The sequence below is a fragment of the Bariatricus sp. SGI.154 genome (genome assembly GCF_050313795.1).
In the GTDB taxonomy this organism is placed as follows: domain Bacteria; phylum Bacillota; class Clostridia; order Lachnospirales; family Lachnospiraceae; genus CAMBRQ01.
On the sequence record NZ_JBNPMC010000009.1, the window covers coordinates 1 to 24431 of the forward strand.

General features: G+C 43.7%; 41 protein-coding genes. 6 read left to right on the forward strand and 35 right to left on the reverse strand.

Annotated elements, in window-relative coordinates:
- Window positions 1–10: 10 nt before the first annotated feature.
- The 30 genes from ACQRBN_RS05950 to ACQRBN_RS06095 form a co-directional block, all read right to left on the reverse strand.
- Window positions 11–646 (reverse strand): major tail protein, encoded by a 636-nt coding sequence (locus ACQRBN_RS05950; protein ID WP_427738068.1) that lies wholly within the window; start codon window positions 644–646, stop codon window positions 11–13.
- 2 nt (window positions 647–648) lie between these two features.
- Complete coding sequence (locus ACQRBN_RS05955; RefSeq protein ID WP_117800697.1) at window positions 649–1011, reverse strand: hypothetical protein; 363 nt, start codon at window positions 1009–1011, stop codon at window positions 649–651.
- Window positions 1012–1020: 9 nt separating this feature from the next.
- On the reverse strand, window positions 1021–1470 hold the full coding sequence (locus ACQRBN_RS05960; RefSeq protein ID WP_427738069.1) for an HK97-gp10 family putative phage morphogenesis protein: 450 nt from the start codon (window positions 1468–1470) through the stop codon (window positions 1021–1023).
- 29 nt (window positions 1471–1499) lie between these two features.
- Complete coding sequence (locus ACQRBN_RS05965; protein WP_427738070.1) at window positions 1500–1817, reverse strand: phage head closure protein; 318 nt, start codon at window positions 1815–1817, stop codon at window positions 1500–1502.
- Entirely contained in the window at window positions 1814–2122 is a 309-nt protein-coding gene (locus tag ACQRBN_RS05970) for a head-tail connector protein (protein ID WP_173899388.1), read from the reverse strand. The genes ACQRBN_RS05965 and ACQRBN_RS05970 overlap by 4 nt, the downstream gene beginning before the upstream one ends.
- A gap of 51 nt (window positions 2123–2173) precedes the next feature.
- Entirely contained in the window at window positions 2174–3406 is a 1233-nt protein-coding gene (locus ACQRBN_RS05975; protein WP_427738071.1) for a phage major capsid protein, read from the reverse strand.
- Between the two features lie 19 nt (window positions 3407–3425).
- Entirely contained in the window at window positions 3426–4253 is an 828-nt protein-coding gene (locus tag ACQRBN_RS05980) for a head maturation protease, ClpP-related (protein ID WP_427738072.1), read from the reverse strand.
- 2 nt (window positions 4254–4255) lie between these two features.
- The gene (locus tag ACQRBN_RS05985) at window positions 4256–5587 is read right to left on the reverse strand and encodes a phage portal protein (RefSeq protein ID WP_427738073.1); all 1332 of its coding nucleotides are present in this window, start codon (window positions 5585–5587) and stop codon (window positions 4256–4258) included.
- Window positions 5588–5662: 75 nt separating this feature from the next.
- Complete coding sequence (locus ACQRBN_RS05990) at window positions 5663–7462, reverse strand: terminase large subunit (protein WP_427738074.1); 1800 nt, start codon at window positions 7460–7462, stop codon at window positions 5663–5665.
- Between the two features lie 3 nt (window positions 7463–7465).
- A complete protein-coding gene (locus ACQRBN_RS05995; RefSeq protein WP_427738075.1) occupies window positions 7466–8005 on the reverse strand; it encodes a phage terminase small subunit P27 family in 540 nt (179 codons plus the stop codon).
- 77 nt (window positions 8006–8082) lie between these two features.
- A complete protein-coding gene (locus tag ACQRBN_RS06000; RefSeq protein WP_427738076.1) occupies window positions 8083–8592 on the reverse strand; it encodes a hypothetical protein in 510 nt (169 codons plus the stop codon).
- Window positions 8593–8819: 227 nt separating this feature from the next.
- Window positions 8820–9263: a hypothetical protein gene (locus ACQRBN_RS06005; protein WP_427738077.1), complete on the reverse strand. Its 444-nt coding sequence runs from the start codon at window positions 9261–9263 to the stop codon at window positions 8820–8822.
- Window positions 9232–9597 (reverse strand): hypothetical protein, encoded by a 366-nt coding sequence (locus ACQRBN_RS06010; protein WP_427738078.1) that lies wholly within the window; start codon window positions 9595–9597, stop codon window positions 9232–9234. The genes ACQRBN_RS06005 and ACQRBN_RS06010 overlap by 32 nt, the downstream gene beginning before the upstream one ends.
- Window positions 9598–9620: 23 nt before the next feature.
- Complete coding sequence (locus ACQRBN_RS06015; RefSeq protein WP_427738079.1) at window positions 9621–10049, reverse strand: single-stranded DNA-binding protein; 429 nt, start codon at window positions 10047–10049, stop codon at window positions 9621–9623.
- Entirely contained in the window at window positions 10024–10176 is a 153-nt protein-coding gene (locus tag ACQRBN_RS06020) for a hypothetical protein (RefSeq protein ID WP_427738080.1), read from the reverse strand. The genes ACQRBN_RS06015 and ACQRBN_RS06020 overlap by 26 nt, the downstream gene beginning before the upstream one ends.
- A complete protein-coding gene (locus ACQRBN_RS06025) occupies window positions 10169–10747 on the reverse strand; it encodes a hypothetical protein (RefSeq protein WP_427738081.1) in 579 nt (192 codons plus the stop codon). The genes ACQRBN_RS06020 and ACQRBN_RS06025 overlap by 8 nt, the downstream gene beginning before the upstream one ends.
- A complete protein-coding gene (locus ACQRBN_RS06030) occupies window positions 10744–11259 on the reverse strand; it encodes a type II toxin-antitoxin system PemK/MazF family toxin (protein WP_427738083.1) in 516 nt (171 codons plus the stop codon). The genes ACQRBN_RS06025 and ACQRBN_RS06030 overlap by 4 nt, the downstream gene beginning before the upstream one ends.
- Before the next feature lie 189 nt (window positions 11260–11448).
- Complete coding sequence (locus ACQRBN_RS06035) at window positions 11449–12753, reverse strand: ParB/RepB/Spo0J family partition protein (RefSeq protein ID WP_427738084.1); 1305 nt, start codon at window positions 12751–12753, stop codon at window positions 11449–11451.
- Between the two features lie 18 nt (window positions 12754–12771).
- Window positions 12772–13167 carry a hypothetical protein gene (locus tag ACQRBN_RS06040; protein WP_427738085.1) on the reverse strand — a complete coding sequence of 132 codons (396 nt, stop codon included), beginning with the start codon at window positions 13165–13167 and terminating at the stop codon, window positions 12772–12774.
- A complete protein-coding gene (locus ACQRBN_RS06045; protein ID WP_427738086.1) occupies window positions 13152–13304 on the reverse strand; it encodes a hypothetical protein in 153 nt (50 codons plus the stop codon). The genes ACQRBN_RS06040 and ACQRBN_RS06045 overlap by 16 nt, the downstream gene beginning before the upstream one ends.
- Window positions 13305–13306: 2 nt before the next feature.
- Window positions 13307–14086: a ParA family protein gene (locus ACQRBN_RS06050; protein WP_427738087.1), complete on the reverse strand. Its 780-nt coding sequence runs from the start codon at window positions 14084–14086 to the stop codon at window positions 13307–13309.
- Window positions 14083–14979 (reverse strand): DNA cytosine methyltransferase, encoded by an 897-nt coding sequence (locus ACQRBN_RS06055; protein ID WP_427738088.1) that lies wholly within the window; start codon window positions 14977–14979, stop codon window positions 14083–14085. Before ACQRBN_RS06055 ends, ACQRBN_RS06050 begins: the two co-directional genes overlap by 4 nt.
- A 163-nt stretch (window positions 14980–15142) precedes the next feature.
- Window positions 15143–15445 (reverse strand): hypothetical protein, encoded by a 303-nt coding sequence (locus tag ACQRBN_RS06060; RefSeq protein ID WP_427738089.1) that lies wholly within the window; start codon window positions 15443–15445, stop codon window positions 15143–15145.
- Window positions 15442–15924 carry a VRR-NUC domain-containing protein gene (locus tag ACQRBN_RS06065; RefSeq protein ID WP_427738090.1) on the reverse strand — a complete coding sequence of 161 codons (483 nt, stop codon included), beginning with the start codon at window positions 15922–15924 and terminating at the stop codon, window positions 15442–15444. Before ACQRBN_RS06065 ends, ACQRBN_RS06060 begins: the two co-directional genes overlap by 4 nt.
- Complete coding sequence (locus ACQRBN_RS06070) at window positions 15896–16039, reverse strand: hypothetical protein (RefSeq protein ID WP_427738091.1); 144 nt, start codon at window positions 16037–16039, stop codon at window positions 15896–15898. The genes ACQRBN_RS06065 and ACQRBN_RS06070 overlap by 29 nt, the downstream gene beginning before the upstream one ends.
- Window positions 16036–16344: a hypothetical protein gene (locus ACQRBN_RS06075; RefSeq protein WP_427738092.1), complete on the reverse strand. Its 309-nt coding sequence runs from the start codon at window positions 16342–16344 to the stop codon at window positions 16036–16038. Before ACQRBN_RS06075 ends, ACQRBN_RS06070 begins: the two co-directional genes overlap by 4 nt.
- Complete coding sequence (locus tag ACQRBN_RS06080) at window positions 16341–17072, reverse strand: transglycosylase SLT domain-containing protein (RefSeq protein WP_427738093.1); 732 nt, start codon at window positions 17070–17072, stop codon at window positions 16341–16343. Before ACQRBN_RS06080 ends, ACQRBN_RS06075 begins: the two co-directional genes overlap by 4 nt.
- Window positions 17017–17985: a rolling circle replication-associated protein gene (locus ACQRBN_RS06085; RefSeq protein ID WP_427738094.1), complete on the reverse strand. Its 969-nt coding sequence runs from the start codon at window positions 17983–17985 to the stop codon at window positions 17017–17019. Before ACQRBN_RS06085 ends, ACQRBN_RS06080 begins: the two co-directional genes overlap by 56 nt.
- Before the next feature lie 264 nt (window positions 17986–18249).
- Window positions 18250–18432: a hypothetical protein gene (locus ACQRBN_RS06090; protein WP_427738095.1), complete on the reverse strand. Its 183-nt coding sequence runs from the start codon at window positions 18430–18432 to the stop codon at window positions 18250–18252.
- A complete protein-coding gene (locus tag ACQRBN_RS06095) occupies window positions 18419–18865 on the reverse strand; it encodes a hypothetical protein (protein ID WP_427738096.1) in 447 nt (148 codons plus the stop codon). Before ACQRBN_RS06095 ends, ACQRBN_RS06090 begins: the two co-directional genes overlap by 14 nt.
- A gap of 85 nt (window positions 18866–18950) precedes the next feature.
- Here ACQRBN_RS06095 and ACQRBN_RS06100 point away from each other — a divergent pair, with 85 nt between their 5' ends.
- On the forward strand, window positions 18951–19217 hold the full coding sequence (locus ACQRBN_RS06100) for a hypothetical protein (protein ID WP_004605243.1): 267 nt from the start codon (window positions 18951–18953) through the stop codon (window positions 19215–19217).
- Here ACQRBN_RS06100 and ACQRBN_RS06105 read toward each other — a convergent pair.
- Window positions 19212–19589, reverse strand: coding sequence for a hypothetical protein (locus ACQRBN_RS06105; protein WP_427738097.1), 378 nt, complete (start codon window positions 19587–19589; stop codon window positions 19212–19214). The genes ACQRBN_RS06100 and ACQRBN_RS06105 overlap by 6 nt on opposite strands.
- Before the next feature lie 90 nt (window positions 19590–19679).
- Here ACQRBN_RS06105 and ACQRBN_RS06110 point away from each other — a divergent pair, with 90 nt between their 5' ends.
- On the forward strand, window positions 19680–19859 hold the full coding sequence (locus tag ACQRBN_RS06110) for a hypothetical protein (RefSeq protein WP_427738098.1): 180 nt from the start codon (window positions 19680–19682) through the stop codon (window positions 19857–19859).
- Between the two features lie 16 nt (window positions 19860–19875).
- Here the strand turns inward: ACQRBN_RS06110 and ACQRBN_RS06115 are convergent, their stop codons facing one another.
- A complete protein-coding gene (locus ACQRBN_RS06115; RefSeq protein WP_427738099.1) occupies window positions 19876–20085 on the reverse strand; it encodes a hypothetical protein in 210 nt (69 codons plus the stop codon).
- A 307-nt stretch (window positions 20086–20392) separates the two neighbouring features.
- Between ACQRBN_RS06115 and ACQRBN_RS06120 the strand changes: the two genes are divergently transcribed.
- On the forward strand, window positions 20393–20773 hold the full coding sequence (locus tag ACQRBN_RS06120) for a helix-turn-helix domain-containing protein (protein WP_427738100.1): 381 nt from the start codon (window positions 20393–20395) through the stop codon (window positions 20771–20773).
- 252 nt (window positions 20774–21025) lie between these two features.
- Here the strand turns inward: ACQRBN_RS06120 and ACQRBN_RS06125 are convergent, their stop codons facing one another.
- Complete coding sequence (locus ACQRBN_RS06125; RefSeq protein WP_427738101.1) at window positions 21026–21223, reverse strand: helix-turn-helix domain-containing protein; 198 nt, start codon at window positions 21221–21223, stop codon at window positions 21026–21028.
- A 66-nt stretch (window positions 21224–21289) separates the two neighbouring features.
- Between ACQRBN_RS06125 and ACQRBN_RS06130 the strand changes: the two genes are divergently transcribed.
- The 3 genes from ACQRBN_RS06130 (at window position 21290) to ACQRBN_RS06140 (ending at window position 23319) form a co-directional block, all read left to right on the forward strand.
- On the forward strand, window positions 21290–21745 hold the full coding sequence (locus tag ACQRBN_RS06130) for a hypothetical protein (RefSeq protein WP_427738102.1): 456 nt from the start codon (window positions 21290–21292) through the stop codon (window positions 21743–21745).
- Window positions 21746–21918: 173 nt separating this feature from the next.
- Window positions 21919–22971 carry a tyrosine-type recombinase/integrase gene (locus ACQRBN_RS06135; protein ID WP_427738103.1) on the forward strand — a complete coding sequence of 351 codons (1053 nt, stop codon included), beginning with the start codon at window positions 21919–21921 and terminating at the stop codon, window positions 22969–22971.
- A 9-nt stretch (window positions 22972–22980) separates the two neighbouring features.
- Window positions 22981–23319: a hypothetical protein gene (locus tag ACQRBN_RS06140; RefSeq protein ID WP_022164639.1), complete on the forward strand. Its 339-nt coding sequence runs from the start codon at window positions 22981–22983 to the stop codon at window positions 23317–23319.
- Window positions 23320–23536: 217 nt separating this feature from the next.
- On the opposite strand, the gene rpsI is transcribed toward ACQRBN_RS06140, so the two are convergent.
- Both rpsI and rplM read right to left on the reverse strand, forming a co-directional pair.
- Window positions 23537–23929, reverse strand: a complete 393-nt coding sequence (gene rpsI / locus ACQRBN_RS06145; RefSeq protein WP_427738104.1) for a 30S ribosomal protein S9 — start codon at window positions 23927–23929, stop codon at window positions 23537–23539.
- A 26-nt stretch (window positions 23930–23955) separates the two neighbouring features.
- Window positions 23956–24384: a 50S ribosomal protein L13 gene (rplM, locus tag ACQRBN_RS06150; RefSeq protein WP_427738105.1), complete on the reverse strand. Its 429-nt coding sequence runs from the start codon at window positions 24382–24384 to the stop codon at window positions 23956–23958.
- Between the last annotated feature and the right edge of the window lie 47 nt (window positions 24385–24431).

Consider the following 24431-nt stretch of genomic DNA (forward strand, 5'->3'; position numbering starts at 1 on the left):
TATCCTCTTATTAGCCTAAACCGCCGTTTTTCTCCTGCACTTTGCCGAACCAATTCTTGATTGCCTCTGCTGCCTTTGTATCTTCTGTTACAAGGTTTGATTCATCAACAGAAATCTCATATGCATTGTCAAGACTTCTCTCATAGAATGAACCCTTGACGCTCTTTGTTGTCGGAGACAATTTTCCCTCTTTTGTGCTTGCCTCCTCGCTGATTCCCTCTGCAAACTTTCCGGCGTACAACCATTTGAAATCATACTTTCCGTTGAGTTTTCTTTCTCTCCATCCTACAGCGACCTCCGGTGCTTTGTCATCTGCCGTCTTTACAAGGAAACCATTTTCGTACAACTGACCGAAAAGAATCTGTCTGTCCTGTGGTGCAAGGGCGTTGACCTCAAGTTCGATTTCAGTTCCCTCATATGAATTGATGACCTCCTCTGTTCCGTCGTCAGAGTAGATTTTCTCCGAACTCCATTTTTCATCGATTTTCGCCTTGATTGCTCTTGCCAGTTTTACGGGTGTACCTGCTACATACCCCGTTGCATCATTCTGTGTGAGTTTTGCGATGTAAAAATCTCTACAACCGCATGTTCTACTTCTGACAATCTTCTGTTCTGTCTCGCTAACCTGTGTTACTGTTTCGCTCATGTCTATTCCTCCATTTCATAAAACTTTGAAAATCTTTGTGCTTTCATATAGATTCCGTCCTCCGGCTTGGAATCGTCTCCGTTCCTGCCCTCAAACGAAAAATCATTTTCTTTCATGATTGACTTGATTTCCCTTGCCAGTTCAACCTCGTCACTTTCTGAAAATATAGTGACCTGCACTGACAGCGTCACTCCCTCTGCATCGTCGTCCGAAAAATTCTCGTCATTTTCTCCCAAATCCCACAATGTCACATGTCTGTCATGGATGTCTTTGTCATACCATCCTTGCATCACAGTGATCCCTCTGTCTGATATAGGTTTCAATGCGTCGGATGCATCTTTGATGATGTCCGGACTGCTGCTCATGCTCTCACCTCATTTCAATGTGTTGTCTAAATAGGATTGATATTCCTGTTCTGCGATTTTTTGCAGTTCCGCATCTGCCTCACGCCCTGTTGCGTAAATAAATTCTTGAGGCGGTTGATAGATAGTTCCCCAGTTTATGAATTTCACATAAAAGTGTTCGCTATTGTCCGACTTTTCCCATCCGACATCTGCTGTCGCTCCTGTGTCTTTCATCTTGACTGCTCCTATTGGTATGCTGTCTGCTGCGTGTGATGTCACGGATGACTTTGAACCGAAACCTCTACCGGACAATTTGATGTCCGCTGATTTTGGAATCTTTCCGGACATGATGTTTTTCACGACTGGTTCACTTTGTTTGACAATCTTTTGATTGACCTCTTTTATATCCTCGTCGCTTGCTGCGTCCTCGAACGCTTTCATAAGTTCTTTCAATCCTTGAAAATCCATCTCAATTTTCATTGCATCACCTCCGGTGTCAGATTATGACACTACGCTCCCGCTCTGCATTTCAACTGATATTTTCTGTCATCGACAAACATCGGACACGCATCATATATCTTGAACTCAACGCCTTTATATACTGCATAGAACTCTTTCAGATTCAATCTGATTTCCTCCATCTTGTCGCAGGCTCTCGTTTCAAACACAATCGTGTTCTCAAGACCTATCTGCAACGCATTGTATTTCTCGTTTGTTCCCAAACTCTTGACATCGCACCAACATGAGAAAAATTCCTGTTCCTCCTGCTGTCGTCTGCCGTCAACGACGCTTGCTGTCTTGCGAATTATCTTGATTCTGCCTGTCATTCTGCTGCACCTCCGTATATTTCTTTCAATAGCATGGAGGAAACGGCAGCAGAGAGCGTTTTTGTGTCGCTCCGGTACTTGTCACGGTTGTCGTACAGTTCTTTCACGGACATGAATGCAAGCAGTTTTTGACGGCTTGTGAGGTTGTTCCGGTCGAAATTCGGAATCAGTTCCGTCATTTCATCCAGTGTCGTGTCAAGCATCAATTCAAGGATTTCGATGTCGTCATCATAGTCGATGTGACAATATGTCTTGCATGTAGCAATCAGACCGCCTCTGTACTTCTCTTTTTCTTCATCCGTCATGTTCTCACCTGCTTTCAATTAGCAGGACGGATTCACCGCCCTGCTGCCATATTACCCGTTGATAACTTCTGTAATCTGACCCTTGATGACTGCTGCCTTGTCAACAGGCTGCACATCGAAACGGTCACGAACCTTGAGACCTGTCAAGTCCTTATCCCATAAACCTGTTCCCTTGTCATTGAGGTCGATTGTGAGGACATTTCTGTCAAAGAGTGTGATTGCCTCTTTTAAGTCGCCACAATATACAGGATGCTTGTACCCGTCGATTGTGTGACCGTCGCTGTTCATAATCTTCTCGGATGCAAGAGTTTTCTTTGATAACTTGATGATAGGATATTCACCAAAAAGCAGTTTTCCCTTTGTCTGCTGTGTCGGGTCTTTCTGCAAAATATAGTTGCCGTCCTTATCCTTTAACTTGTCGAGATAGTTGAAACCGCTCTGATTAGTGATGACAACCGCTCCCGCTGCGATTGCAGGGTCTAAATCCTCATTGAATACATCCTTGAGGCTGTCGAGATTCTCGATTGTTACCTCTTTTCCCTTTGTCATCGCATCAAGTGTCTTGAGAATCATTGCGTTACGGGTTGCCTTTGTCTTTTTAGCAATCCACTTGTTGATGTACGCCATGATATTGGCTGCTGTGTCCTCAAGCAGTTCGGCGGTCATCTTGAGGATTCCACCCTTTTTCTTGATTTTGTACTCAACCTGTACAAATGTCGGCTCGTCCATCTCCGGAAAATCCGCAGCCTCCTCCACGTTGTCGAACGGTGTAGAATCTGCATCAACCTCAATGTTTCGTGTTCCTGTCTTGGTTGTTACTCCCTCAACATTGACATACTGCTCAAGGTTGTCGGCTGAACGACGCAGTTCAATGATGTCCGTTCTGATGTCCTCCGGAATTGTAACTCCGATTCCGACCTCTCCCTCTCCTTTGTCAGATGTGTCGGATGTGATTGCAGCGTTATACACTGCAATGTCTGCCTCGTCTGCCTTTTTGTGCAGGAATCCGGCTTTGACAATGTTGACGAATGATTTCACGATGTTCTTTTTGTCCGGTTTTACATCACCACCGACCCGCTTTGCAGTTCCGTTGTTGAATTTGTCCTCGATGTTGTCCTGTTCATCCTCGTCCAAATCATAGAGGAGGTCAAATCTGTTCTGTAACTCCTTGAGTTCCTCCTTTGCTGCCTTTGCCTTGTCGAGTTTTCCATCGTTCACAAGGCTCTTGACCTCGTTTTTCTTGTCGTTAATCTGCTTTAGTAACTTCTGTAATTCCTTATTCATGCTTTCTTTCCTCCATTTCTTACATACCATAAAGGTATAAATCTTTTAGAATCTCCTGCTTTTCTGCCTCGATTCTCTGTTTTTCTGCCTCTGCTGCTGCGTTGCTCCGATTCTCAAGTTCTGCAATCACCGCATCGACGATGTTCTTTGTGTCGATTCCTTTGAGTGTCTCCGGAATATTGTTGTATTTCTCGAAAAAGTCGGATGCACATGCTGCAACTGCTGCCTTTTCCTCGATTTCAACATCGAAATACTGCTGCATCCTCTTACTGTCGAACCATGTCTCATTGCTCATGAGAGATTGAATTTTGTCTCTTGTGACACCCTCCTGCACATGTTCCATGTAGACATCAAGAATTGAATCCTCGCAAAGATTCAACTGCTTTATAACCGCCTTGAAATCGTCTGCGTTTCCGTATGCCATGCATAACGGTTTGTGAATCATTGCTTGAGCACCTGTTGCAAAATGCAGTTCATCACATGCAAACATGATGACTGATGCGATAGATGCTGCCATACCGTCGACATATCCGACTTTGTGTCCGTCGTATCGCTTTAACTGGTTGTATATTGCCAGTCCTGCAAATACGTCTCCACCTCCGGAATTGAAATAGATGTCAATGTCCTCATATCCATCTAACTGGTTTAGGAAATCTGCGATGTCCTGCGGACATCTGTCCTCCTCGTACCACATAGATTCCCATGTCGCTGATACAATGTCACCGTAGAAATACAAGGAACATCTGCTCTGCTCCTCGTCCTGTTCTAAATCCAAATAGCCGACATTTTCAACTTTCCCGCTGCGTTTATTTTTCTTTGTAAAATCAAAACGTCTCTTTTTTGGCATTATTATTCACCTCCCTCCTGTTCATCCTCGTCCTCTGCCTCGTCGGTTTCGTCCGGTTCTGTTGCTGTGTCCGGCTGCTCTGTGTCCGGCTCTGTTTCTTCCTCCGGCTGTTCCGGTTCATCGGCGTTCTCCTGTTCGGATCCGCCTTTCAAATATGCTGCACCCGCCATCGTCAACGGTACGATGCTACCGTTCGCAAGTAGGACATCGCCTCCCTCCGCATCTTCCATGTCGAGTTTACGTCTTGCCTCATTCGGTTTGATAATCATTCCACCTACACCGTTTCTCAAATATTCCATCTGTGTTTTTGAATCAGTTCGGAATAATACTTTTTCGTTGAATTTGTAATAATATCCGTCGTCTGCATCTTCATCCGGCAGCATTTTGAAATTGATTTCCTCCTCATACTGCTTGATGATGAACAGTTCTGTGTCAACGTAGAACGATAACTGCTGCATTTCGCTGTTACTATATGACGACTTTGAATAGTCGTTGATTTGATTCGGTTTCACTCCGAACGCTCCGGCGATTTGCAGGGCATTATATTTTTTCAGTTCAAAGAACTGTGAATCAGTCAGTTTGATGTCAAGGGGCGTGAGTTTCATTCCTAACGGAACAGGCAGAATTTTTCCTGTATTCTTTGCCCCGCTGCCGAACTCCTCAAACGATTTGACAAGTGCCTCTTTTGCCTTTTCGTTCAACTCTCCCGTGTATTCGAGTGTTGCTTTTGCTGTCAGACCGCTCTCATACAAGTTATTCATGAACGCCTGTGATTCGGATGCACCTGCAACCGTGTCTCTCAAAATCTGCTGCACTGGTAGTCCTGTGATTCCATCGAAACTGAATGATGTTTTGAAATGCATCACCTCGTCCGTACTGAACACATATTGACGACCGGATGTCGGGTCTGTGTAGACGTACCACAAACGCCCCACTCCTGCGAATATCCCTGCATCGTCAACGACTATCTGCACACAATTTGACTGCATGACCCACAAATCAACGATTTTGATTTCACCGCCGAATTTTTTTCGGTCAAACTTTTTTCTCATATACACATAGGCGTTCCCGTAATGGTTTCGGTTGATTTCAACCGTGTTCCAAAATGTTGTTGGTGTCATAAACGGATTCGGTCTCTTTGATAACAGTTTCGATGTGTCCGTCGCCTCTGCCTCGATGATGCCCTTGTCCGTTTTCTGATAATATTTGATAGGCATTTTCGCAAGGGTCTCCGACAGCATCTTGAGACAAGTGAAATATGTGACCTCTGATGTCGGTTTCCCTTTTCTTTTCAATCCTATTCGCTCAAGGAGCGACGGTGAGTTCAATGTCATTTTCCCTCCGTCGTTCTGTGGTTCGCCTCTCCACCAATTTGAAATTTTTACTCCCAATCTCTGAAACGGATTCATTTATTTCTCACCGCCTTTCTTCATGTATTTTTCATATTGCTCAAGCCATTCATTGACAGTTTCGTTCACATCCTGACGGTATTCCTCTTTCATTGCGTGTTTCCATGCGTCGATGATAGCGTCAATCGGGTCGATTCGTTCTGTCGTGATGTCTTTGTCAATCTTTATTTCACCGTAATTGTTTGAAATGGTCTTTGCATTCGCAATCGACCAAACAAGCAGGCTGTCAACCGGAACAACTATCTTGTTGCCCTCTTTTCCGACTTCCATTCCCTCAATCTCCACATTGCCCGCAAGAATCTCAAGTCTGAAATCAACTGTCGCATCGTTCAATTCTTTTGCTGTCTGTGTGACAGAGATTGAATCGAATCCCATCGCCTCAAGGTCTGACAGGAACGCCGATGCGTTGTGCGGGTCGTAACAAATCAACTGCGGTTTGAGGTTGTATTCCCTCACTAAATCCTCAAGGTATCTGATGATGTATTTGTAATCTGTCTTGATTCCTCCCAGTGTTTCCGTTACCGTCACAAGACCTTTTTCAATCCATACGTCGTATGGTACTTTGTCAGTCTTGATGTGTTCATCCACCCTTGAGGACGGGATGAACGAATGTGTGTGAATAAAATATTTTTTCGTGTCCTCCACCATGAACGGAATCACGATTGCGATTGATGTCAAGTCTCCTCCGGATGACAAGTCAACGCCGACATAGCACTTTGACCCTCTGAAATCCTTGAGTGATTTCAAAACTGCACATGCTTTCCATGATGCAATGTCCTTGATGTACAATGAATTTGACCACTGCATCCACATGTTGAGCTGCTTGACAAGAAAATCTCTCAAGTCCTCACCGCCCATGTCCCGGGCAGTGTGTGCAATCGGTATCAGATTTTCAAGTGCATCCCTGTCAAATTCAAGAATCGGGTTTGCTTTTATCCAATTCTCCGGCGTGTATCTGTCATCGTGTTCGTCCATCTGTGCGATATACACAAATTGACTGTCGTTCTCGAAAACGCCCTTGAGTAGATTGCAGCAATACTCATATAACTTGTAACACGGCGACTTGAGGTCGAATCCCGCTGTCGTGATGACCGATATCAACGCCGACTTGAGTTTCTTGATACCACCCTCAAGCAACTTGTACATCTGATTTGTTTTGTGTGCGTGATACTCGTCGACAATTCCCAAATATGCACGATGTCCGTCGAGTGACTTTGTATCACCGGACAACGCTTTGATTTCTGAATGTGTCAACAGACAATCAATCGTGTGGTTGTGGTCATGTACCTTGAACCATTCTGACAAATCCTCGTCAGAGTTGATGAATTTTGCAACCTCGTCAAAAACAATGTTCGCTTGGTCTTGCTTTGTAGCCGTACAAAAGATTTTTCCGTACTTGTACCCGTCAAAATTGCCATAATAACACGCAAGAATACCATTGATGAACGATTTTCCGTTCTGTCTACCTAATTGCACATAGGATGTTCTAAAACGTCTATATGACTTTTCCTTTGTTCTCCATCCATTGAGTGACCCTAAAATAAAACACTGGAACGGATATGCCGTCACATGCTCATTTTCCTCACCCTCTGCAATGGTCAACTCCTCTGCAAAATTGATTATTTCCTCCGACTTTTCAACGTCGAAATAGTATTTGTACGGTGCTGCTTTTGATTTTTCAATGTCGTCAAGATGTCTCTGACACGCAAGACGGACATATTCTCCGGCTGTTATCTTGCCCGATACGACATCAAGGGCGTATTGTGTGCAGCGGTCTTGTGTTTCTCCTGCTTTCGCCATGCCTTAATTTGCATATTTCGCAAATTTATTCTCCGGCTTTTGCTGCTGTGGTTTCGGTACAACCAAACGGCATCTTGAGGAGACTGTTAGTCCGAAATCTGATGCTCCCTGTCTACACTGTTTCATGCAGCGGTCTTGAATAATCATGAGGCGTTCTCTTTCACCGGACACGACCTGTCTTGTACCGACCTGCACACGTTCCTTTTCTCCTGTGTCCGGATTTTCTCTCGTCTCATATATTGGAACATCCTCCATCAATGGAGTGTTTCTGATTTGCTCTGTGATTTCGATGTATTGTGTCTGTGCTATGAGTAACCTTGCCAGTGCATCGCAATCAAGATTTGAAATCAGTTTGATTTCGAGTAATTCTTTCGCAATCTTCCGGAACTGTTTCTTTTGTTCCGGTGTTAAATATGACGGAGGTCTCACTTTGTCACACGGTGCTACGACCTCGGCGTTTTTTCGTGCCTCAATTTCTGCTTTTGTGAGGTGTTTTCGCCCGTTCATAACAACCAAATCTGTGGGTTGTCTTTGTCCTGCCATGATGCAACAAACCTCCTTTCCGTCAGCATTTCAGTATTTTTGTGTCACATTCTGACACCTCTTTCGGATGTACCCATCTACTGAAATTCTCGTGGGGAGTTTTCTCCAAAGAAAAGAGGGGGTGCGACTAAAAACGAATCGCACAAAACTTTTTTATATCCCCCTGCCTCTCGAAAGTGGTACTCAATCAGTGACCTCAACTGTTTTTGTGTTGCTCTCATACTTGCTTTGCTCTGCTTGTATAAAGCAGTGATTGTGTTGTGTGTCTTATGGTTGAGAGGTATGAGGTTGAGCGGATTCAAACGCTGTTCCCAGTCGTCCTCAAGTTCAACGATATGGTGAACCGGATTGCATGTGAGCAACTCATGCTCGACATATAATGCGTATATATCTACGTTGTCATAGACCTCAATGATACGCTCTCGCATCGCCCGCCATTCCTTTGATACATAGAACTCTGCTGCTCTCTCGTCTCGCCGTGTGTTGTTATATATCATGTGTCTCGACTGCTGCCGTTGTTCACATTCCTCGCACATCTTCATTGACTGCGGAATCAACTTCCCACACCTGCATGATTTCAATAGCATCTGTGTTCTCCTCTCTTGCTGTGTTCTCCTGCTGTGTTATCCACAAGAGGCGGGCAGTAATGCACATTGCTGTGTATATCCCACCCGCATATAACAGGAGGGCAAACAGGCAAGAAAAAAGCGACTGCATATCTGCAATCGCTCGTCTCAACTGTTCACGCTAACATATTATCACGTTTATTTTGTCTTTTGTTCACCCACTTTTTACCCCCATTTTCACCCTCATTTCACCCTGTTTTCACTCCATTTTTATCATTTTCAATCGCTTTTGCACCGAATAATTTGATTGACAAGCGTTGAATCATCACTCTGCACCACTTTTTAGGTGAGTTTCTTCCGCATCCTGTCTCCCTCACTATATCCTCATATGACATTCCCTTTATATACACCGCCTCAAGTGCCTCGTATTTGTACCCCTCTCCTGCTGCCTCTGCATCCTCTTTCAGTGATGCAAGAGCCTTTTTCAAGTGTTCAAATAGAATCACCGTCTCTGCACGGCACTCTCTGACTGATTGCAGGAACGCCTGCTCTGCTGATATGTTATATTTTCCTATATCCGGAATTTGAGAGGTCTCTGACACTGCCTCTTTGATATACCGCTCCATTTCACGATAATTTTCAAGATATAGCAGTGTTTTGTCAATGACCGTCTGCTCTTTTTCCTCTTTCATGCTTTTTCCTCACTTTCTGCTTTCTTCTCATAGGCAGACCGTGCATTTTACGCCAGTTATTCGTGTTTTTGCGATTTTCCGCATTTTGTAAACTGTTCATTTTCAAAATCGCCGTTTTTACCTGTTCCATAGTTACACCCATTCGCATGACTGCCTCGACGAACTCCTCTGCCGATGTTGTGACCGTTATTTCCGGTTTTTTATATTCTTTTTTCTTCAATGCGTCTCTGTTTACCGATGCTTTATCTGCTGCCTCCTCAATAATGCTCGAAATCTCATTTTCTGTTTTTCCGGATGCTCGAAATCTCTCAATTATTCTTTTTATGATTCCCATGTTATCACACTCCTCCTTTTTGCTTATGAAAAAGGGAGTTCATCGTCAACTCCGTCCGGTATATTCATGAATCCGTCTCCTGCATCCGAATAATCCGCATTTTGTTCCTGTTCTCCTGCTGCCCTCTTGCTTTCTGCAAATTCCTGTTCCTCAATCACAACCTCGGTCGTATATACCTTTTGACCGTCTCTGTTGGTGTATGAACCTGTCTGAATCCTGCCCGTTGCAGCAATTTTCGTTCCCTGTTTCAAATACTTCTCTGCAAATTCGCCATTTTTACCGAATGCGACGCATGATATGAAATCCGCTGACTGCTGCCCGTCTCTTGCACCTCTGCGGTCGACTGCCAGTGTATAACGTGCCACGCACATGGATTCCTGTGAACTGTTCTGCTGTGTATATCTGACATTCGGGTCTCTTGTGAGCCTACCCATCAATATGACTTTGTTCATTCTCTTTTTCCGTCCTTTCTTGAATCAATCTCTCGTATAAACGCAAATCATCCGGCTGGATGTCGAGATTCCAGTCTCTCGCAAATTCTATCCCGCCGATGAACGCCTCTTTTTCTCTATCAGTCATTTTCCCGCTGCATGACATATTCATTTTGCATTTTCTGCAATCTGACAAGTCCTTTTTTGAACTCAAGGTCATCACCGTTCATGCAGACATCGAATATTTTCTCATAGTCGACAATGTGCGTCTTGATGAACTCTGCCTCTGCTGCTGTCCGGCTTTCGTTGATGAACATTCCCTTGACTGCCTCTTTTATCATTTCGCAGTGTGTCCGTTCCTCCTCCGTTGTTGTAGGCGTGTTCGCAATCATATTCTCATAGGCTTTGTCGATTGCTACTGCAATGAGTTCTCTCCAACCTTTGCCCTGCTCTCCAATCAACTGACACTCGATGTCCTCGAAACTGTTTCCCTGCCCTGCTGCCGTGATTCTGATGTCCTTTTTGCCCTTTGCTGCAATCAGAATCAAATCGTCATCGTATGCCTCCATGTAGTAGTCAAATTTCGCATCAAAATTCGCATTCGGATTGATGATGATTTCCGGTTGACTGCTGCCCTCTGTTTGGATGCTCACTCCGATGTATTTCGCATCCGTTGCCTTTGCATTGATAAATATTGCCTTTAACTCGCTTTTGTTCATGCTGCTCCTCCATTCACTAATCTGTTGAGTAACTGTTCATACATGGTCTTGTATGTGTCTCTTTCTGTCTGTAATCTGATTGCATCCTCTGTCTGTGTCATGTTTTCAATCTTCTTATTTTCCTCGACATAGACTGCTGCATCCTGTTCAATCTCTGCGATTGTGTCCTCATGCTCCTGCTGCAACATCTCAATTTCTTTCTTGAGACTGTCGATTTCCTCCTGCTGCTCTTTTATTGTCTCATTGTATTTCTTTGAGGTTTTCATGTTGCCGTCAAGCTGCAAGGAAATCATGAGAGCAATGTCGATGTTCTCCATTTCCTTGTCTGTACACTCTCCGATGTATGTTCCTACACGCTCCGTTGATACCGAATAGACCTGCTCACACAATACTGTGCTGATTCTCCCTGTTGACCTCACTGTCACATGTGTCGGGAGGTCTGTTTTCGGTTGTGTCGTCATATATACGATTTCAATAACATTGCTGTTCTCATTGTTCTTGTTGTTGCTCACAACTACCGCCGGACGGTCGGAGTGCTGTTCGCTCCCGTTGTAGGATGCCCCCCTCTGCTGATATATAACATTTCGCCTCTTTTGATGTCATTCATTGATTTTTACCTCCAATTCTTCAATCTGTATTTGATTATATATACAATCTGCATCAAATACGGGTGTCTCTGTTTATAACTCATTCTGTCTCCTCTATGCCTCGCCTAAACCGATAACGCACCAACCGTCTGACAGTCCGCTGCATGTGATGTCATCGTCTTTGCATGTGATTCTCATGTCTGCCGTCTCTCCGGTTGCTTTGCCTGCTGCAAATACTACTAATTTGACGACATTTCCGACCTTGAATCCGTCGTCTTTTGTTATCATGTACGGTTTTCTATATTCTCCCGTGTATTCCTCGAATTTGTCCTGTGACACTCTGATTGTCTTTATTTCCTCCGGTGCTGTTGACGGGAGTTTCTGCATCTTCTCCTCCTGCTCCATCTCACGGAGTTTTTTCTTTGTCTCACGGTCGATTGCATCCTGCTCCTCTGAATATCTCTGCTCGTCGGTCTTGTATGCCTCTGTACGGTTCTTGTACTTGTCGCATGAGGTGCATGTTCCGGTTTTGACGTTGCATGTCTCATATTCGGTGCAGGAATAACAGATTGATGTGATTCCCTCCGGATGCGGTGTCTCGTAGTCGTCGCCCGCTCTCACTTCCGGCGGGTTCATGCCGATTTCTGTCTCTGTGTCGGATTCTGACACCTGCTGTCCTGCTGCCTTTTCTGCTTTCATGTCTTTCACATCTTTGTGTGTGAGTTCTCCGGTCTCTGTGAATTTCCCCAGTGCCTCCCGCTGCTCGTCTGCTGTCATACCGCTCAATTCATAAGCTGCGGAAAATGTGAGGCGTTCTCCCTTGAGTTCCTCTTTCCATTCCGGAATCAGATTGTTGTTGACTGCCTCAATTTGTGCAATCTTTGTTTTGCTCACATGCAGCATTGAGGAAATCACCTCTCTCAATCGTCCGGATTGCAGGTCATATCCCTTGATTTTCTTCCCTGCTGCTTTCATACGCTCAAGAGATGCCTTGAGGCGTGTTTCCTCCTCAATCATGTCGGAGGTTGTCTTTGTACGGTATGCGTTCGCAATTATGATTTCAACCTGCTCCTCGTCGTTATCCTGCGGTGTCGTCAATTTACTGGTCGCAAGTTCAAATTCTTTATATCCCTTTGATACGAGATACTTGAGAGCCTCCCACCGTCTTTCACCTGCCACGATTCTATATTCTCCCTTTTCGCACGGTGCATATACAAGTTCGAGATTCTGTTTCAATCCATACATGAGGATGTCTCCTGCCAGTTCCTCAATCTGCTCTACACTGTAAAAATTCATATCATTCCGGTACATCTTGAAAATTGAGATGTCCTTTGTCCGGAATCTTGCTCTCGGAGATTCATCAATCCCCGCTTTGCTGTTCTTGTTGAGTGCGTCTTTCACGCTGAATCCTGCTGCCATCTGTTCAACCTCCTGTCATTACTCTGTGAGTTTCTGTTTCTTTGTCTCTGTACGCTCGACGTTGATTTCACCCTTTGCATTCTGTGAAATTGATGCTTTGACCCCCCCTCGGAGGTTCAATGTGACTTTTGCAAGTCCTCCGGTGTAAATCTCCTCGACTGCTGCCTTTAAGATGTTCACGATGCCCTCACCGCATCTCTTGTCCGGTGCTGCGTTCTCTCCAAACAAGGCAGATACATTCATCATCGCTTTTTCTTTTCTCTGCCTCTCTTTCTGATACTCTACCGCCTCCGTGCAGTTACATGTCATTGTTGCCTGTTCCTCTGCCTGTGGCTTTGTCAATTCCTCGTCGCTTTCAATCTGCACCATCTGACCGCAGAAACGACATTGTGCTGTTTTTACGATGTTTCCCATTCTGATTCCTCCTTTTTGTCTTTCACTATTAAATCCGGACACTTGCAACAATTCTGTCCTTTTTCTTCACACTGCTGCTGTTCATGCTCTGACAGGTTCTCCATGTCTTTTTCATACCATCTGCAATATGCTGACATTTTCATCCCTCCATTTCCTTGATAATCTCATGAACCACGCATCTATAATCTTGAGACACAATTCCTCTCTTTGAAAATTTCGGGAGTGGCATCATTGCCGTTGTTGACTTTTCTGCAATGATTGAACGACGAATCGGTGTAACAAACATGTCAAATCCGGATTCCGTTTTCAACCACTCCTCAACCTCAAGAGATGTCTTGTTTTTCTGTCGCATTGTCATGAGTGCCTTGATTCTCAAATCTGGATTGATGTCTCTCAAATCCTCAATCTGCTCCTCAAGGTTTTGTAGTGCCTCGATTTCATATCCTCCCACTTTCACGGGTGCTATGACTAATTCTGCCGATAAAAGAATATTGATGACCACCATGTCAAGCAGACGACCACAATCACAAATGCAATAATCGTATGCATCCGCTACCTCTTCCAGTGCCTCACGCAATCTTGTGACTTGATTTTCCTCCTGCTTGAGCAGCAGATTCATGTCTGTTTTCATGAGATAACCATTCGCCGGAATGATGTCAATGTGTGAATACTCTGTCGGTCTAATTAAATCACCTGTTTTGTATGTACCGCCGACGCACTCGTGTTTCTCAAGCAGTTCACTCATTCCTATTCCGTCCGGTTCGTATGCTCCGAATGTCTTTGATGTATCTCCCTGTGGGTCTCCGTCTAATACAAGTACCCTCTTTTCGTATTCCTCGCCCAACATATAGGCGATTGAATCGGATGTCGTTGTTTTCCCGATTCCTCCCTTTGGTGACATTACTGCAATAATTTTCATGTTGTTTCCTCCTGTTCTCCTGCCGTTTTTTCCATGTCCTTTTTTAGATAACCAAAAAAGTGTGCTATCATGTCCGCAGTCCACGCATCTCCGATTACGTCCTCTGCTTCATTTTTTGTCAATCCTGCAGTGTAGCCAACTGGTAACGTCTGCCCGATTTCCAGTTCTCTTGTTGTTAAATATCTGCAAAAATCCTTGTACTCTACAAGTCCGGAGTTTTTCCATCTGTCTTGTTTTAATGTGATGCAGTTTATTTTTTCTCTGTTGGTTACGTTCGGACACTCGCCGTTTCCGTCGCCCCACATCCTCTCTCTGCTCGGCGTTCTTTTTACCATGAATCTGTCGCAATATTCCTCGTCAGTGTCCTTGTAGTCTTGAAAATTTATGTGTCTATCTTCCGGCAATTCGATTCCCGGAATATTAGTCCAATACAAACGGTCTCGTTGTTGGTAGGAAACAAGACTGCTGTTCGCTCGAATCGGTTCAACTCCCAAAAGACGATTGATGATTTTTTGGTCATCAACTGGCATCCATACGTTTTCAAGAAAGAAATATTTCGGTCTATTCTCTTTCAGTATTCTCAAATATTCAAAGAAAAGAGAACTCTGTTCCCCCGCCAGCCCGTCAATAACATTGCAATGTGACGTTCTCGCTCTGCTGAAATTCTGACATGGCGAACCTCCTATGAGGATGTCGACATCGTATTTTCTGCCGTCAACATTTCTCACATCCCCTATTTGTTCAATCGAATCTCCCCAGTTGTTAAAACTGCATTTCATTGCTTTTGCTTTGATTTCTGATGCGTAGTATCTTTCTACCTCAAACCCCGCTCTCTTTAGTGCTAACATTCCGACGCTTATTCCGTCGAATAAACTTAAAACTCTGATTTTCATTTTGTGTTTTCCCTCCTGGTACTCTTGTTTTTTATTTCATGTGTTTTGTGACTATATCGAACACGACTGCTGCCACAAACAAAATCAATGCCGTAACTGCAAACACTGACATTGTCATCACTGCGATTCCTAACACAATCAATGCAATCATCCCTCTGCCTCCTTAAATGTAAATCGTGTAATACAATTTCATTTGCAAATCGCTGAAACTGAAATCCGTCGTTTCCTCCGGTCGTAGTGGCTGCATGAGGTTCAATTCTTTCCATCTCTTGTGTGTAATCTCCGGAACGCATCTGAATGATTTGACTGTCTCGTCTTTGTACTTGTCGAACAGTTCTCCTCCGAACTCCGTTCCGTTTCTCAATGCCAGTCCTGCAAGATAACCCGTGAACACTTCTGTCTTGTCCTTGAATATCCTCAAAAGGTCGGGGTTTTGCAGTGTTCTCAATAATTCCTCAAGTCTCACTTTCCTCTCCTCCCCTGTTTTATCTTTCCATCCTTGAGGATGCTGTTGTTCGGGATGCTCATGACTGTCTTTTCTGTTTCCTCGAAAATGTCATACTGCTCGAATCCCGTAAGTTTCAGATATTCCTCAATGACCTTGATTGCCTCCTCTGCCGAATAGCATGTCGCAACGAAATGTCCTGCCTCTGCCATATCTGCAAGAAACTCTTTTTGTGTGTCCTGCTGCCTGTTGTCTCCGAATTTCATTTCGATAAATAATCCGCAGTACATCCCCCTCGGAAATGGCAGGCATAAATCAGACACTCCCGACTTGACACCCATCTGTTTGAATTTGACTGCCTCTGCTCTGTTCCTGCTACCTCCGTTTGGTACATGGAACAACCATCTCAATTCCGGATAACGGTTCATGTTCCAATTCGCCCACGACACGACATTGATTTGCTCTGTGTCCTCACTTCTCATTGCGTATTTCATGTTCATCCGCATTCACCTCTCTTTTGCATATTTCGTAATATTCGCATGTCAGACATAAATGTCTGCAATCCTTGACCTTGAACATGTGTCCGATTCTCTCTGCGACTTCTCTTATTTTCATCTGTCCTGCTCCTCCATTTCTAAAATCATGTAGGCGTGAATGAAAATGCTCTTGTGTTTCCTGCCGAACTGGTCTTTTGTCGGAGGTACTTCATGCATATTCTCAATCGTTCTCTTTGCCTCCCACCATCGGCGTGTTTTTCCATCTCTTGAAATCGGCTTGAAATGTACCTTGACCGTTCCTTTGATGACGGAAAACTGGTCTCTGTCTACCCGCAGGATGTCATCGAATCCCGCTGCCTTGACTGCTGCCTCTGCTTTTCTGAAATATCTATCTTTTGATTCCGGTTTCCAGTCAAATCTCATTTCCCGACCACCTCCTCAATCTCTTTCATTCTCTGCATGATTGCCGTGTTGTATGAATATACATACACGCCGTTGCTCCACAAATATTCCCTTGCACCTTTTTCACCGTAGTTGTACGCTGCAAGTGTATCTTGAATCGTGCCGTATTTCTTGAGCAGGTATGATAGGAAATCAATCCCGACCCTCACGTTTTGATATGGGTTCATGAGGTCGGTGCATCCTAGATTCTGCATCCGGTCGGTGTGCCATTTCTCATATATCTGCATATATCCCTTTGACTGCCCGCCGTCTCCGGTTTTGTCGAACTCATATCCGGATTCTTGCTCTATGATTGCCAATACAAGGGCATACGGAACGTCGTATTGCTTGCATAGACATCTTGTGTATATCTGCATTTTCTCCGGAAAATAGCCTTTGTCTGCATACTGCTCCGGCAGGTCATAGAACACGAATCCCTCAAGGTCATCGCTCCCCCAGTCCTCGGACATGGTGTCAAATACCTTGTATTTGTCCTCGATGTTCTCTGTTGTCTGTGTCATCGTCTCCGGATTCTGCATCACTTCCGCTTGTATCTCCTCCGTTTCTTTCTCCTGCTGTTCCGGTTCTTTGACGTTGAACAATATCACGCAAAATCCCGTCATTAATACCGCAATCAATGTGATGTGAAACGCATCATACAAACCTGCTCTTTTCAATGCCCGTCTTATCCGTCTTATCCGTCTTTTCACCTGTCGACCTCCTTTTCCGCATTCGTGCATGTATGTAAAACATGCAATTAAAATCGTTGTAGTACACTTTTGCATTCGTGAAATCCATGTCCGGATACCACTTTTTCAGTATCTCCGGAATGGAATCCATGTCCTTGACCATCTTGTCAACGAATGAGCCTATTTTTTTATAACTTCCTCCTGCTGCCGGACGTTTGGAATGAACGACCTTGATTCGTGGGTCTCTCAATCCCTGTGAGCTGTTCCACCTCTTTTCCGACGGAACACGGTTCTTTTCCTCGACGATGTAATTTGCCATACCGGACAAACCGTTTTCGTCTGTCTGTAATCGGCGAACCTCATTCCTGCTTGACTGTTTCCAACAGGATTCAACCGTCTCCATGTCTAACGCCCCATCCATGACAATGTGATGATGCCATCTGATTTCCGCATCCGGATTGTATGCGGTCACATAGACATATTTTGCATTCGGGAGACCTCTCTTTTTTCTCTGATAGTTGATGCGTCGGATGTAATTTTGCACATTCTTGATTGCTGCATCCACATCCCCGTCCGGTGGTAGATGCTCGTCATCATAGGTCAATGTCATCCAAATATCACGGTCGCTGAAATTCTCATTGATTAGCCTCTCAACATATTTCCGTGCATTCTTATCATTCAGATTCTTTTGAGCCTTGTTGTTGTCTTTCTTGATTGTCCTCCCCTCCGGAGGTACTTCATCCATGCTCCGGAACTGCGGATATATCTCAATTTCAAACTGGTCTCCTGCTGTTATCTCTTTCAGTGCATATATAACTTTCTTTCGATGTTGGAACAGGTTCTCAATGAACCACTCATGCATGTCCTCCATCGCTTTGTTATATGCTGTCTCATAGTCATACGGGATATATTGCATCCCTCTTTTTCTTGCCATCTGACACATACCTCCTGTTATGTTTTCGTAGACTTGTTATTATCTATTACAAGGACGATAAAAGTTCCGAAAACCCTTGATTTTATAGACCTTTTCGGTCTCTTTTCAAGTTGCTTTTTTGTGTCAGATTTGCTATAATATTTCTATCAGTTAGCGACTGACACAATCAGTCGATACAAGGACGACCACTGCAATGGTTGTCCTTTTTCTTTGCTCTCATGCTCCTGCTATGTACTGCCCCGCCGTTATGACGGGGCGTTTTCATTAAACGGCTGCAACCGCCTCTTTCTGTTCCCATCTGCGACGCTCCTCTGCTTTTCCCGCTGCCTTACCCTCTGCATACGCAGACATCACCATGATTGTCATTGATTTTCCCTCAAGGTCGTCAATGCTCATGAATCTCTCTGCCATATTCTCAATCACTGCCTTTTTCTCATTTCTTGTCATGCTCAACACCTCCTCTGATTCTCTCAATCTCTTTTTCTATGTTTTTTCCGGAATAATCTGCAAGCAGTTTTTCCGAAATGTGATACGTCCAAATTGAGGACATCTGCACCGCCGTTCCTATCGGGAGTTTCCCTTGTTGCATTGCTACCCTCACGAATTGCGGTGACACATTGAGTATTGCTGCTGCCTCTGTCGGCAATATTCGTCCTATTTCCATCTTGATTCCTCCTGTTGGTGGTTCTCTCGGTCTTTTCATCCCGTCCACCTGCTTTCCGGCGTTGTCTACCGTGTTGTGACTTTTCACCTTAAAAAAATCACGGAAAACCTGTTGACCATCCACGCACTTTCTAGCAGGTGCGACCGCTGCCATGTTTCCCACGGTATCGCTGCACGATGTCTTTCGGCTTGCCATCGTCAGAGTGTCGGTTGCCATCCGGACACTGACAGGGCGACTGCTGCCCCGTTTCGGCTTTTATTTTCCGCCCTGCATTGTATAATCATTACAAGGAGGTGATTTCATGAGAGATTCAATCATTGTTAGCATTTCGGAACTCCGTTCCCTCGTTCAAGATGCTCGTCGCACCGGAAAACAATATGTGCAACTTTCCATTCTTGAACCTCTTGACGATTCCGACGGTGGAGAGCCTGTTCCCGCAGAACTCTCTCTTTGTGCTTTTGATTCATCGGAGTGCATCGAGTTTGACAATATCTATGCACCCGAAAACGAATCCGAACTCAATGAGCAAATTGCAACCGCTGTTCACATGAGTTCTAATCTGCTATGAATTTAGGTCTATCACGTACCGGGGATTTGAGGTTTCTGCCTTATGTCTCCGGTATTTGATTCTCCGGATTTCCTTGTCAATCACCTCTTTGAGGCTTTCTTTTTCATCCTCTGTTAATCCTTTTACTATAATTTCAAATGCATCCTCCTCAATCCAAATCGTCACCGTTTCTGCTCCCATGTTCACCTCTAATCGAGTATTGAGGTCTGAAATGTGGAATCCGGAAAAAATTTCGTCTGTTGAGGTTGTCTTATAAATCGGATAGCCTGCTCTTTTGCTGCTTTCCTCGTCTTTTTGGTAGTCTGTTGGGAAAATGCTTGCAGCTACCTCCCACGCTGTTGATATGCTGTTCACTTTAATGTGTTTCGTCATCCTGTTTTACCTCCTGTTCTTCCTTGTCCTGCTGCATCTCCTGCCATATAATAAATGTGCGACCATTCCAAAATGACAGGAGGTGACAACATGGCGGTTTACCATGATACTTTCAAAAGTGCGATTGCAAATGCATTTGAAAATAGCGACATCAAATTCTCAAAAGTTTCTGATTTATCAAAAGAAGAATTTGAGTGTCTGCTTGCAGCTGCTATCAAGGCATGTGTTGAAACACAAGATTTTGCACAACACGTTCGCACTTTGAAATAATTCTCGTGGAGGAGAATCACCACTCCTCCACAATCTTCCCTATTTCTTTCGCTGCCTTTTCGACAACTTCTGAAATCTGCTTGATTTGTTCCGGTTCGGGGTCGCCCTCAAATTCAGCTTTTACTCTGATTTCTTGATATTCCAAAACTTCCGTCTTGTAGGCGATTTTTTTCTCAATCGTTCCCATTCCCCATGTTCTTACATTTGAAATTTCATGTTTTGGCATTTCTTTTCGCCTCCTATACGTTTCATTTACTAAAACAACAGTGCTGTGTCATCTCGCTCCCCCGCATAAGTGTTGAACTCTCCATCACAAGCCGTTCGCCTTTTCACAATCGGGGCATTCAATGGGGCAGATTGACCATCGTTTTCACTTCTCGCACATCCCATCTTCCTGCTTTCTGTTTGTTCTATAAACATCATACTTTGTTGAACAAACTTTGTCAACACTTTTTTGTTTGTTGAATAAACTTTTTTATTGATTTTTGTTTCGATGGGTGTTATGCTTTATAAAACAGAGGAGGTGAATCTATATGACACAGAATGAGCGTATAAAAGAAGTTAGAAAATCGCTCGGTCTTACACTTGATAAATTCGGTGAGCGTATCGGTTTGAAAAAAAGTGCCGTCAGTCTTATTGAAAACGGAAAAAACTCCGTTACTGATGCCAATATAAAGGCAATATGCCGTGAGTTCGGCGTTGATTATATATGGTTGACTACTGGTGACGGAGAGATGTTCGTTGACACGGACGATGATTTCATCGAACGCATTGACCGCATCATGGCGGGTGAGGATGAGGCACGGAAAAACCTTTTCAAGTTTATGCTTGAATTGAGCGATGATGACATCCATGCTCTTGAGCATTTAATGCAAAGTGCGATAGATTTCGCACAAAAGAATAAAAAAGACTGACAGTCTTTCAACTGCCAGTCTCATGGGTGTAGAGATACAACACGAATTTGTATATCCTCTTGAGGATGCGTTCGTTTCGTATCTTTCCGACTATTTCGACAATAGCCTCTTTGTAATTCAAGGGAGACACCACCCCCTTTCCGAATTGCATTGTATCATATATTTCCATGATTGTGGAAATATCGAGGTTGATTTCCATAATTGTGGAAATCGTTCCTCTTGTTGCCTGAATCCCGCTGCATTATGGTACAATTATTTGTATTCGGATTCAAACAGGTCGGTGATGTTCACGCCTAATGCAATCGCTATCATTTCAAGTTGAAACAATGTCGGTGACACCTTACCGTTTTCGATGTTGTTTATCGTAGATTTTCCGATTCCGGATTTCTTCGATAACTCCATCAATGTAAACCCTTTTGAGGTTCTTACTTCCCACACAAGGGTTTTCATTCTGCTCACCTCCTCTCTTGAGGAAAGTTTACAGAATGTTGATTTTATAGAAATGGAGGTGTGTTCATGAAATACGGTGTCAGAAAGCCAAACATCAAGAAAAGCATCAAGGCAAGAACAACAGGAAAAGTCAAACGACAGGTCAAAAAGGCGGTCAATCCCCTTTATGGTAAAAAGGGAATGGGAATCGTCAACGACCCGAAAAAGGCAGCATACAACGCAGTGTATAACAGAACTACCGTCGGCGTGTCCGACATTGCAAAAGGATTGACGGCTGCAAACGGAAATCCTACTGCATCCAGTTCAACAAATGCACCGCAGAAAAAGGAATACTCTGCAAATACATACAGTGTTTGCGGAATCCTCATGATTGTTCTCGGTGCTGTCCTTGCACTTTTAGGATTGATTCTATTGCTTGCTGTTCCGGTTGCCGGAATAGTTGCTGTTGTGGTCGGTGTCGCATGTGTTGTCATCGGTCGCAAGTATAGAAAAGTCGCAAAAGAACGCCGTGCAAATGAATAATGCACAATAAAAAAGACGACCCACACTGCAATGTGGATCGCCTTTGTGAAACCTCCGTTTCATGCTCCTGCAAAAAGCACCGACAGAATGTTCCTTCAAATACCATTCTATCATAAAACCGTGCTTTTTGCATTGGTTTTATTTTTTATACTCTTTTTTAGGATGGTGATTTTATGAAACTACCGAACGGATTCGGAACGGTTTACAAATTATCGGGAAATCGCCGGAATCCTTATGTCGCCAAAAAGACAAAAGGATGGGAAATCGACCCGAAAACAGGTAAATCAAAACAATTATATACGGTCGTCGGATATTACCCGACCCGTAAAGAGGCATTGACCGCACTTGCGGAGTTCAATGCAAATCCTTATGATGTGAACGCTGCAAAGGTTACATTCGAGGATGTATATGAGCGATGGTCTGATGAACATTTTCCGACTGTCAGTGATTCCAACGTCAAAGGCTACCGTGCAGCATGGGCGTTATGTGATAAACTTGCACGGATGCGTTTTGTTGATGTAAAACTCGACCACCTGCAAATGGTCGTTGATGAATCCTGCAAAAATTATCCTACACTCCGGAAATTAAAAATATTATTCGGTCTGATGTACAGATACGCTGTGATTCATGAGATTATTCCAAAAGAACGAAACCTTGTCGAATACCTCGACATTAAAAAGGCGGGCAATCCCAACGCATACAACCGTGAACCGTTCTCAAAAACAGAGGTTGCGAAATTATGGGATGTCAAGGATTCAAATATATATTATACTGTCATCCTCATGTTGATATATAGCGGATGCAGAATCGGCGAACTCCTCGACCTCAAGAAAGAAAATGTGAACCTTGAGGAAAGATATTTCAAGATTGTCGCCTCGAAAACTGCTGCCGGAATCCGTACTGCTCCAATCTCCGAAAAGGTTTATCCGTTCTTTGAATACTGGTACAACCTCAATGATTGTGAATATCTCCTCTCTACTCCGGAGGGTGAACATTTCAAATACCGGAATTATTATGATTCGTACTGGTCGCCACTTATTGAGACCCTCGGAATGAAACACCGCCCTCACGATACCCGTCACACATGCATTTCCATGTTGACGGTTGCCGGAGTGTCAGACAAGGTCATCAAGAAAATTGTCGGTCATAAAGGGCAGGGTGTGACAGAGGTCGTATATACACATTTTGAAATTGAGGAACTGATTGACGCTATCAACAAAATATAGAGGTGTGCCATGAATAGAACTGAATACAAAAACAATTTCGGGCGTGAGCATTACGAACGAATCAATCTCGTTGTACCTAAAGGCATGAAAGACATCATCAAGGCTCTTGCATCCAGTAAAGGGATGTCGGTCAATGCGTACATGCAAGACCTTGTCAGAAAAGACCAATGCGGTTTATTTGATACAATGCAGATTGCAGAAAAGAACAGAGAAATGATTTCCGGAATCACCGGAAACATGCACGACGGATATGACATCATTTTCAAGGACGGTCATTCCTGCCATTGCCGGACGAAAAAGGATGTCCGGTCATGTATTATTGAATACTGCAACGAAAAGGGCGATTGATTCGTCCTTTTTTTATTGCAAAATGTGTCTTACATAAGACTTTCAATGTCTTACACAAGACAAGGTTTTCCGTGTTAGTTACCTGTTAGTTATTTGTTAGTTACCGTTGAAATTTCGTGTGTTTTTGTGGTGTCTGATAGATTTATCGGAATATAAAGAAATCCCCGAAAACTCGATGTTTTCGGGGAAATTTGCTCTTTTGTGATATTCGCTTGAATTATCGCTTGCTGAACTGTGGAGCTCTACGAGCTGCTTTGAGACCGTATTTCTTACGTTCTTTCATACGTGGATCACGTGTTAAGAATCCTGCTTTCTTAAGAACCGGTCTGTAATCCGGATCTGCCTGAAGCAATGCTCTTGCGATACCATGACGGATTGCTCCTGCCTGTCCTGTGTATCCGCCACCCTTAACATTAACGATTACATCGAATTTACCATCTGTCTCTGTTGCAACCAATGGCTGGCGAACAACAACTTTTAATGTCTCCAGGCCAAGATACTCATCGATATCTCTTTTATTTATAGTAATGTTACCTGTTCCTGGTACCAAATATACTCTTGCGATTGATTTTTTTCTTCTTCCTGTTCCGTAGAATTTTGCATTAGCCACTGTAATTTCCTCCTTTCAACCTTTCCTTAAAATTTCAGTTCAACTGGCTTCTGAGCCTGCTGCTCATGCTCTGGTCCAGCATATACATGAAGTTTCTTAATCATAGATCTTCCCAAAGGTCCTTTTGGAAGCATTCCCTTTACAGCAAGTTCGATTACTCTCTCAGGCTTCTTGTCCATCATCTCTGCTAATGTAGTCTCTCTCATTCCTCCTACATAATCAGAGTGATTGTAATAAATCTTCTGATTCATCTTCTTACCTGTTACTTTAACCTTTTCAGCATTTACAACGATTACATAATCGCCTGTATCAACGTGAGGTGTAAACTCTGGTTTGTTCTTTCCTCTTAAAACCTTAGCTACTTCTGACGCCAAACGTCCTAATGTATAATCTGCAGCGTCTACTACATACCATTTTCTTTCAATCTTATCTGGATTCGCCATATAAGTCTTCATTGGTTTCCCTCCTGTGAATCATTAACATTTTCATGATAAATATATCG

Excerpts from the sequence above, each read along its gene's own strand:
- ACQRBN_RS06140 (WP_022164639.1), top strand. The coding sequence starts at position 22,981 with ATGAATAGAACTGAATACAAAAACAATTTCGGGCGTGAGCATTACGAA.
- ACQRBN_RS06100 (WP_004605243.1), top strand. The coding sequence starts at position 18,951 with ATGAGAGATTCAATCATTGTTAGCATTTCGGAACTCCGTTCCCTCGTT.
- ACQRBN_RS06075 (WP_427738092.1), bottom strand. The coding sequence starts at position 16,344 with ATGAGATTTGACTGGAAACCGGAATCAAAAGATAGATATTTCAGAAAA.
- ACQRBN_RS06070 (WP_427738091.1), bottom strand. The coding sequence starts at position 16,039 with ATGAAAATAAGAGAAGTCGCAGAGAGAATCGGACACATGTTCAAGGTC.
- ACQRBN_RS06110 (WP_427738098.1), top strand. The coding sequence starts at position 19,680 with ATGGCGGTTTACCATGATACTTTCAAAAGTGCGATTGCAAATGCATTT.
- ACQRBN_RS05975 (WP_427738071.1), bottom strand. The coding sequence starts at position 3,406 with ATGAATAAGGAATTACAGAAGTTACTAAAGCAGATTAACGACAAGAAA.
- ACQRBN_RS06105 (WP_427738097.1), bottom strand. The coding sequence starts at position 19,589 with ATGACGAAACACATTAAAGTGAACAGCATATCAACAGCGTGGGAGGTA.
- ACQRBN_RS05980 (WP_427738072.1), bottom strand. The coding sequence starts at position 4,253 with ATGCCAAAAAAGAGACGTTTTGATTTTACAAAGAAAAATAAACGCAGC.
- ACQRBN_RS05955 (WP_117800697.1), bottom strand. The coding sequence starts at position 1,011 with ATGAGCAGCAGTCCGGACATCATCAAAGATGCATCCGACGCATTGAAA.
- ACQRBN_RS06000 (WP_427738076.1), bottom strand. The coding sequence starts at position 8,592 with ATGCTATTGAAATCATGCAGGTGTGGGAAGTTGATTCCGCAGTCAATG.
- ACQRBN_RS06020 (WP_427738080.1), bottom strand. The coding sequence starts at position 10,176 with ATGACTGATAGAGAAAAAGAGGCGTTCATCGGCGGGATAGAATTTGCG.
- ACQRBN_RS06050 (WP_427738087.1), bottom strand. The coding sequence starts at position 14,086 with ATGAAAATTATTGCAGTAATGTCACCAAAGGGAGGAATCGGGAAAACA.
- rplM (WP_427738105.1), bottom strand. The coding sequence starts at position 24,384 with ATGAAGACTTATATGGCGAATCCAGATAAGATTGAAAGAAAATGGTAT.
- ACQRBN_RS06090 (WP_427738095.1), bottom strand. The coding sequence starts at position 18,432 with ATGACAAGAAATGAGAAAAAGGCAGTGATTGAGAATATGGCAGAGAGA.
- ACQRBN_RS06120 (WP_427738100.1), top strand. The coding sequence starts at position 20,393 with ATGACACAGAATGAGCGTATAAAAGAAGTTAGAAAATCGCTCGGTCTT.
- ACQRBN_RS06095 (WP_427738096.1), bottom strand. The coding sequence starts at position 18,865 with ATGGCAACCGACACTCTGACGATGGCAAGCCGAAAGACATCGTGCAGC.
- ACQRBN_RS06025 (WP_427738081.1), bottom strand. The coding sequence starts at position 10,747 with ATGAACAAAAGCGAGTTAAAGGCAATATTTATCAATGCAAAGGCAACG.
- ACQRBN_RS06125 (WP_427738101.1), bottom strand. The coding sequence starts at position 21,223 with ATGAAAACCCTTGTGTGGGAAGTAAGAACCTCAAAAGGGTTTACATTG.
- ACQRBN_RS06130 (WP_427738102.1), top strand. The coding sequence starts at position 21,290 with ATGAAATACGGTGTCAGAAAGCCAAACATCAAGAAAAGCATCAAGGCA.
- ACQRBN_RS05995 (WP_427738075.1), bottom strand. The coding sequence starts at position 8,005 with ATGGCAGGACAAAGACAACCCACAGATTTGGTTGTTATGAACGGGCGA.
- ACQRBN_RS06005 (WP_427738077.1), bottom strand. The coding sequence starts at position 9,263 with ATGAAAGAGGAAAAAGAGCAGACGGTCATTGACAAAACACTGCTATAT.
- ACQRBN_RS06045 (WP_427738086.1), bottom strand. The coding sequence starts at position 13,304 with ATGTCAGCATATTGCAGATGGTATGAAAAAGACATGGAGAACCTGTCA.
- ACQRBN_RS06015 (WP_427738079.1), bottom strand. The coding sequence starts at position 10,049 with ATGAACAAAGTCATATTGATGGGTAGGCTCACAAGAGACCCGAATGTC.
- ACQRBN_RS06115 (WP_427738099.1), bottom strand. The coding sequence starts at position 20,085 with ATGCCAAAACATGAAATTTCAAATGTAAGAACATGGGGAATGGGAACG.
- ACQRBN_RS06085 (WP_427738094.1), bottom strand. The coding sequence starts at position 17,985 with ATGGCAAGAAAAAGAGGGATGCAATATATCCCGTATGACTATGAGACA.
- ACQRBN_RS05970 (WP_173899388.1), bottom strand. The coding sequence starts at position 2,122 with ATGACGGATGAAGAAAAAGAGAAGTACAGAGGCGGTCTGATTGCTACA.
- ACQRBN_RS06035 (WP_427738084.1), bottom strand. The coding sequence starts at position 12,753 with ATGGCAGCAGGATTCAGCGTGAAAGACGCACTCAACAAGAACAGCAAA.
- ACQRBN_RS06135 (WP_427738103.1), top strand. The coding sequence starts at position 21,919 with ATGAAACTACCGAACGGATTCGGAACGGTTTACAAATTATCGGGAAAT.
- ACQRBN_RS05990 (WP_427738074.1), bottom strand. The coding sequence starts at position 7,462 with ATGGCGAAAGCAGGAGAAACACAAGACCGCTGCACACAATACGCCCTT.
- ACQRBN_RS06040 (WP_427738085.1), bottom strand. The coding sequence starts at position 13,167 with ATGGGAAACATCGTAAAAACAGCACAATGTCGTTTCTGCGGTCAGATG.
- ACQRBN_RS06010 (WP_427738078.1), bottom strand. The coding sequence starts at position 9,597 with ATGGGAATCATAAAAAGAATAATTGAGAGATTTCGAGCATCCGGAAAA.
- ACQRBN_RS05960 (WP_427738069.1), bottom strand. The coding sequence starts at position 1,470 with ATGAAAATTGAGATGGATTTTCAAGGATTGAAAGAACTTATGAAAGCG.
- ACQRBN_RS06065 (WP_427738090.1), bottom strand. The coding sequence starts at position 15,924 with ATGAACATGAAATACGCAATGAGAAGTGAGGACACAGAGCAAATCAAT.
- ACQRBN_RS05950 (WP_427738068.1), bottom strand. The coding sequence starts at position 646 with ATGAGCGAAACAGTAACACAGGTTAGCGAGACAGAACAGAAGATTGTC.
- ACQRBN_RS05985 (WP_427738073.1), bottom strand. The coding sequence starts at position 5,587 with ATGACATTGAACTCACCGTCGCTCCTTGAGCGAATAGGATTGAAAAGA.
- ACQRBN_RS06055 (WP_427738088.1), bottom strand. The coding sequence starts at position 14,979 with ATGAAAATCAGAGTTTTAAGTTTATTCGACGGAATAAGCGTCGGAATG.
- ACQRBN_RS05965 (WP_427738070.1), bottom strand. The coding sequence starts at position 1,817 with ATGACAGGCAGAATCAAGATAATTCGCAAGACAGCAAGCGTCGTTGAC.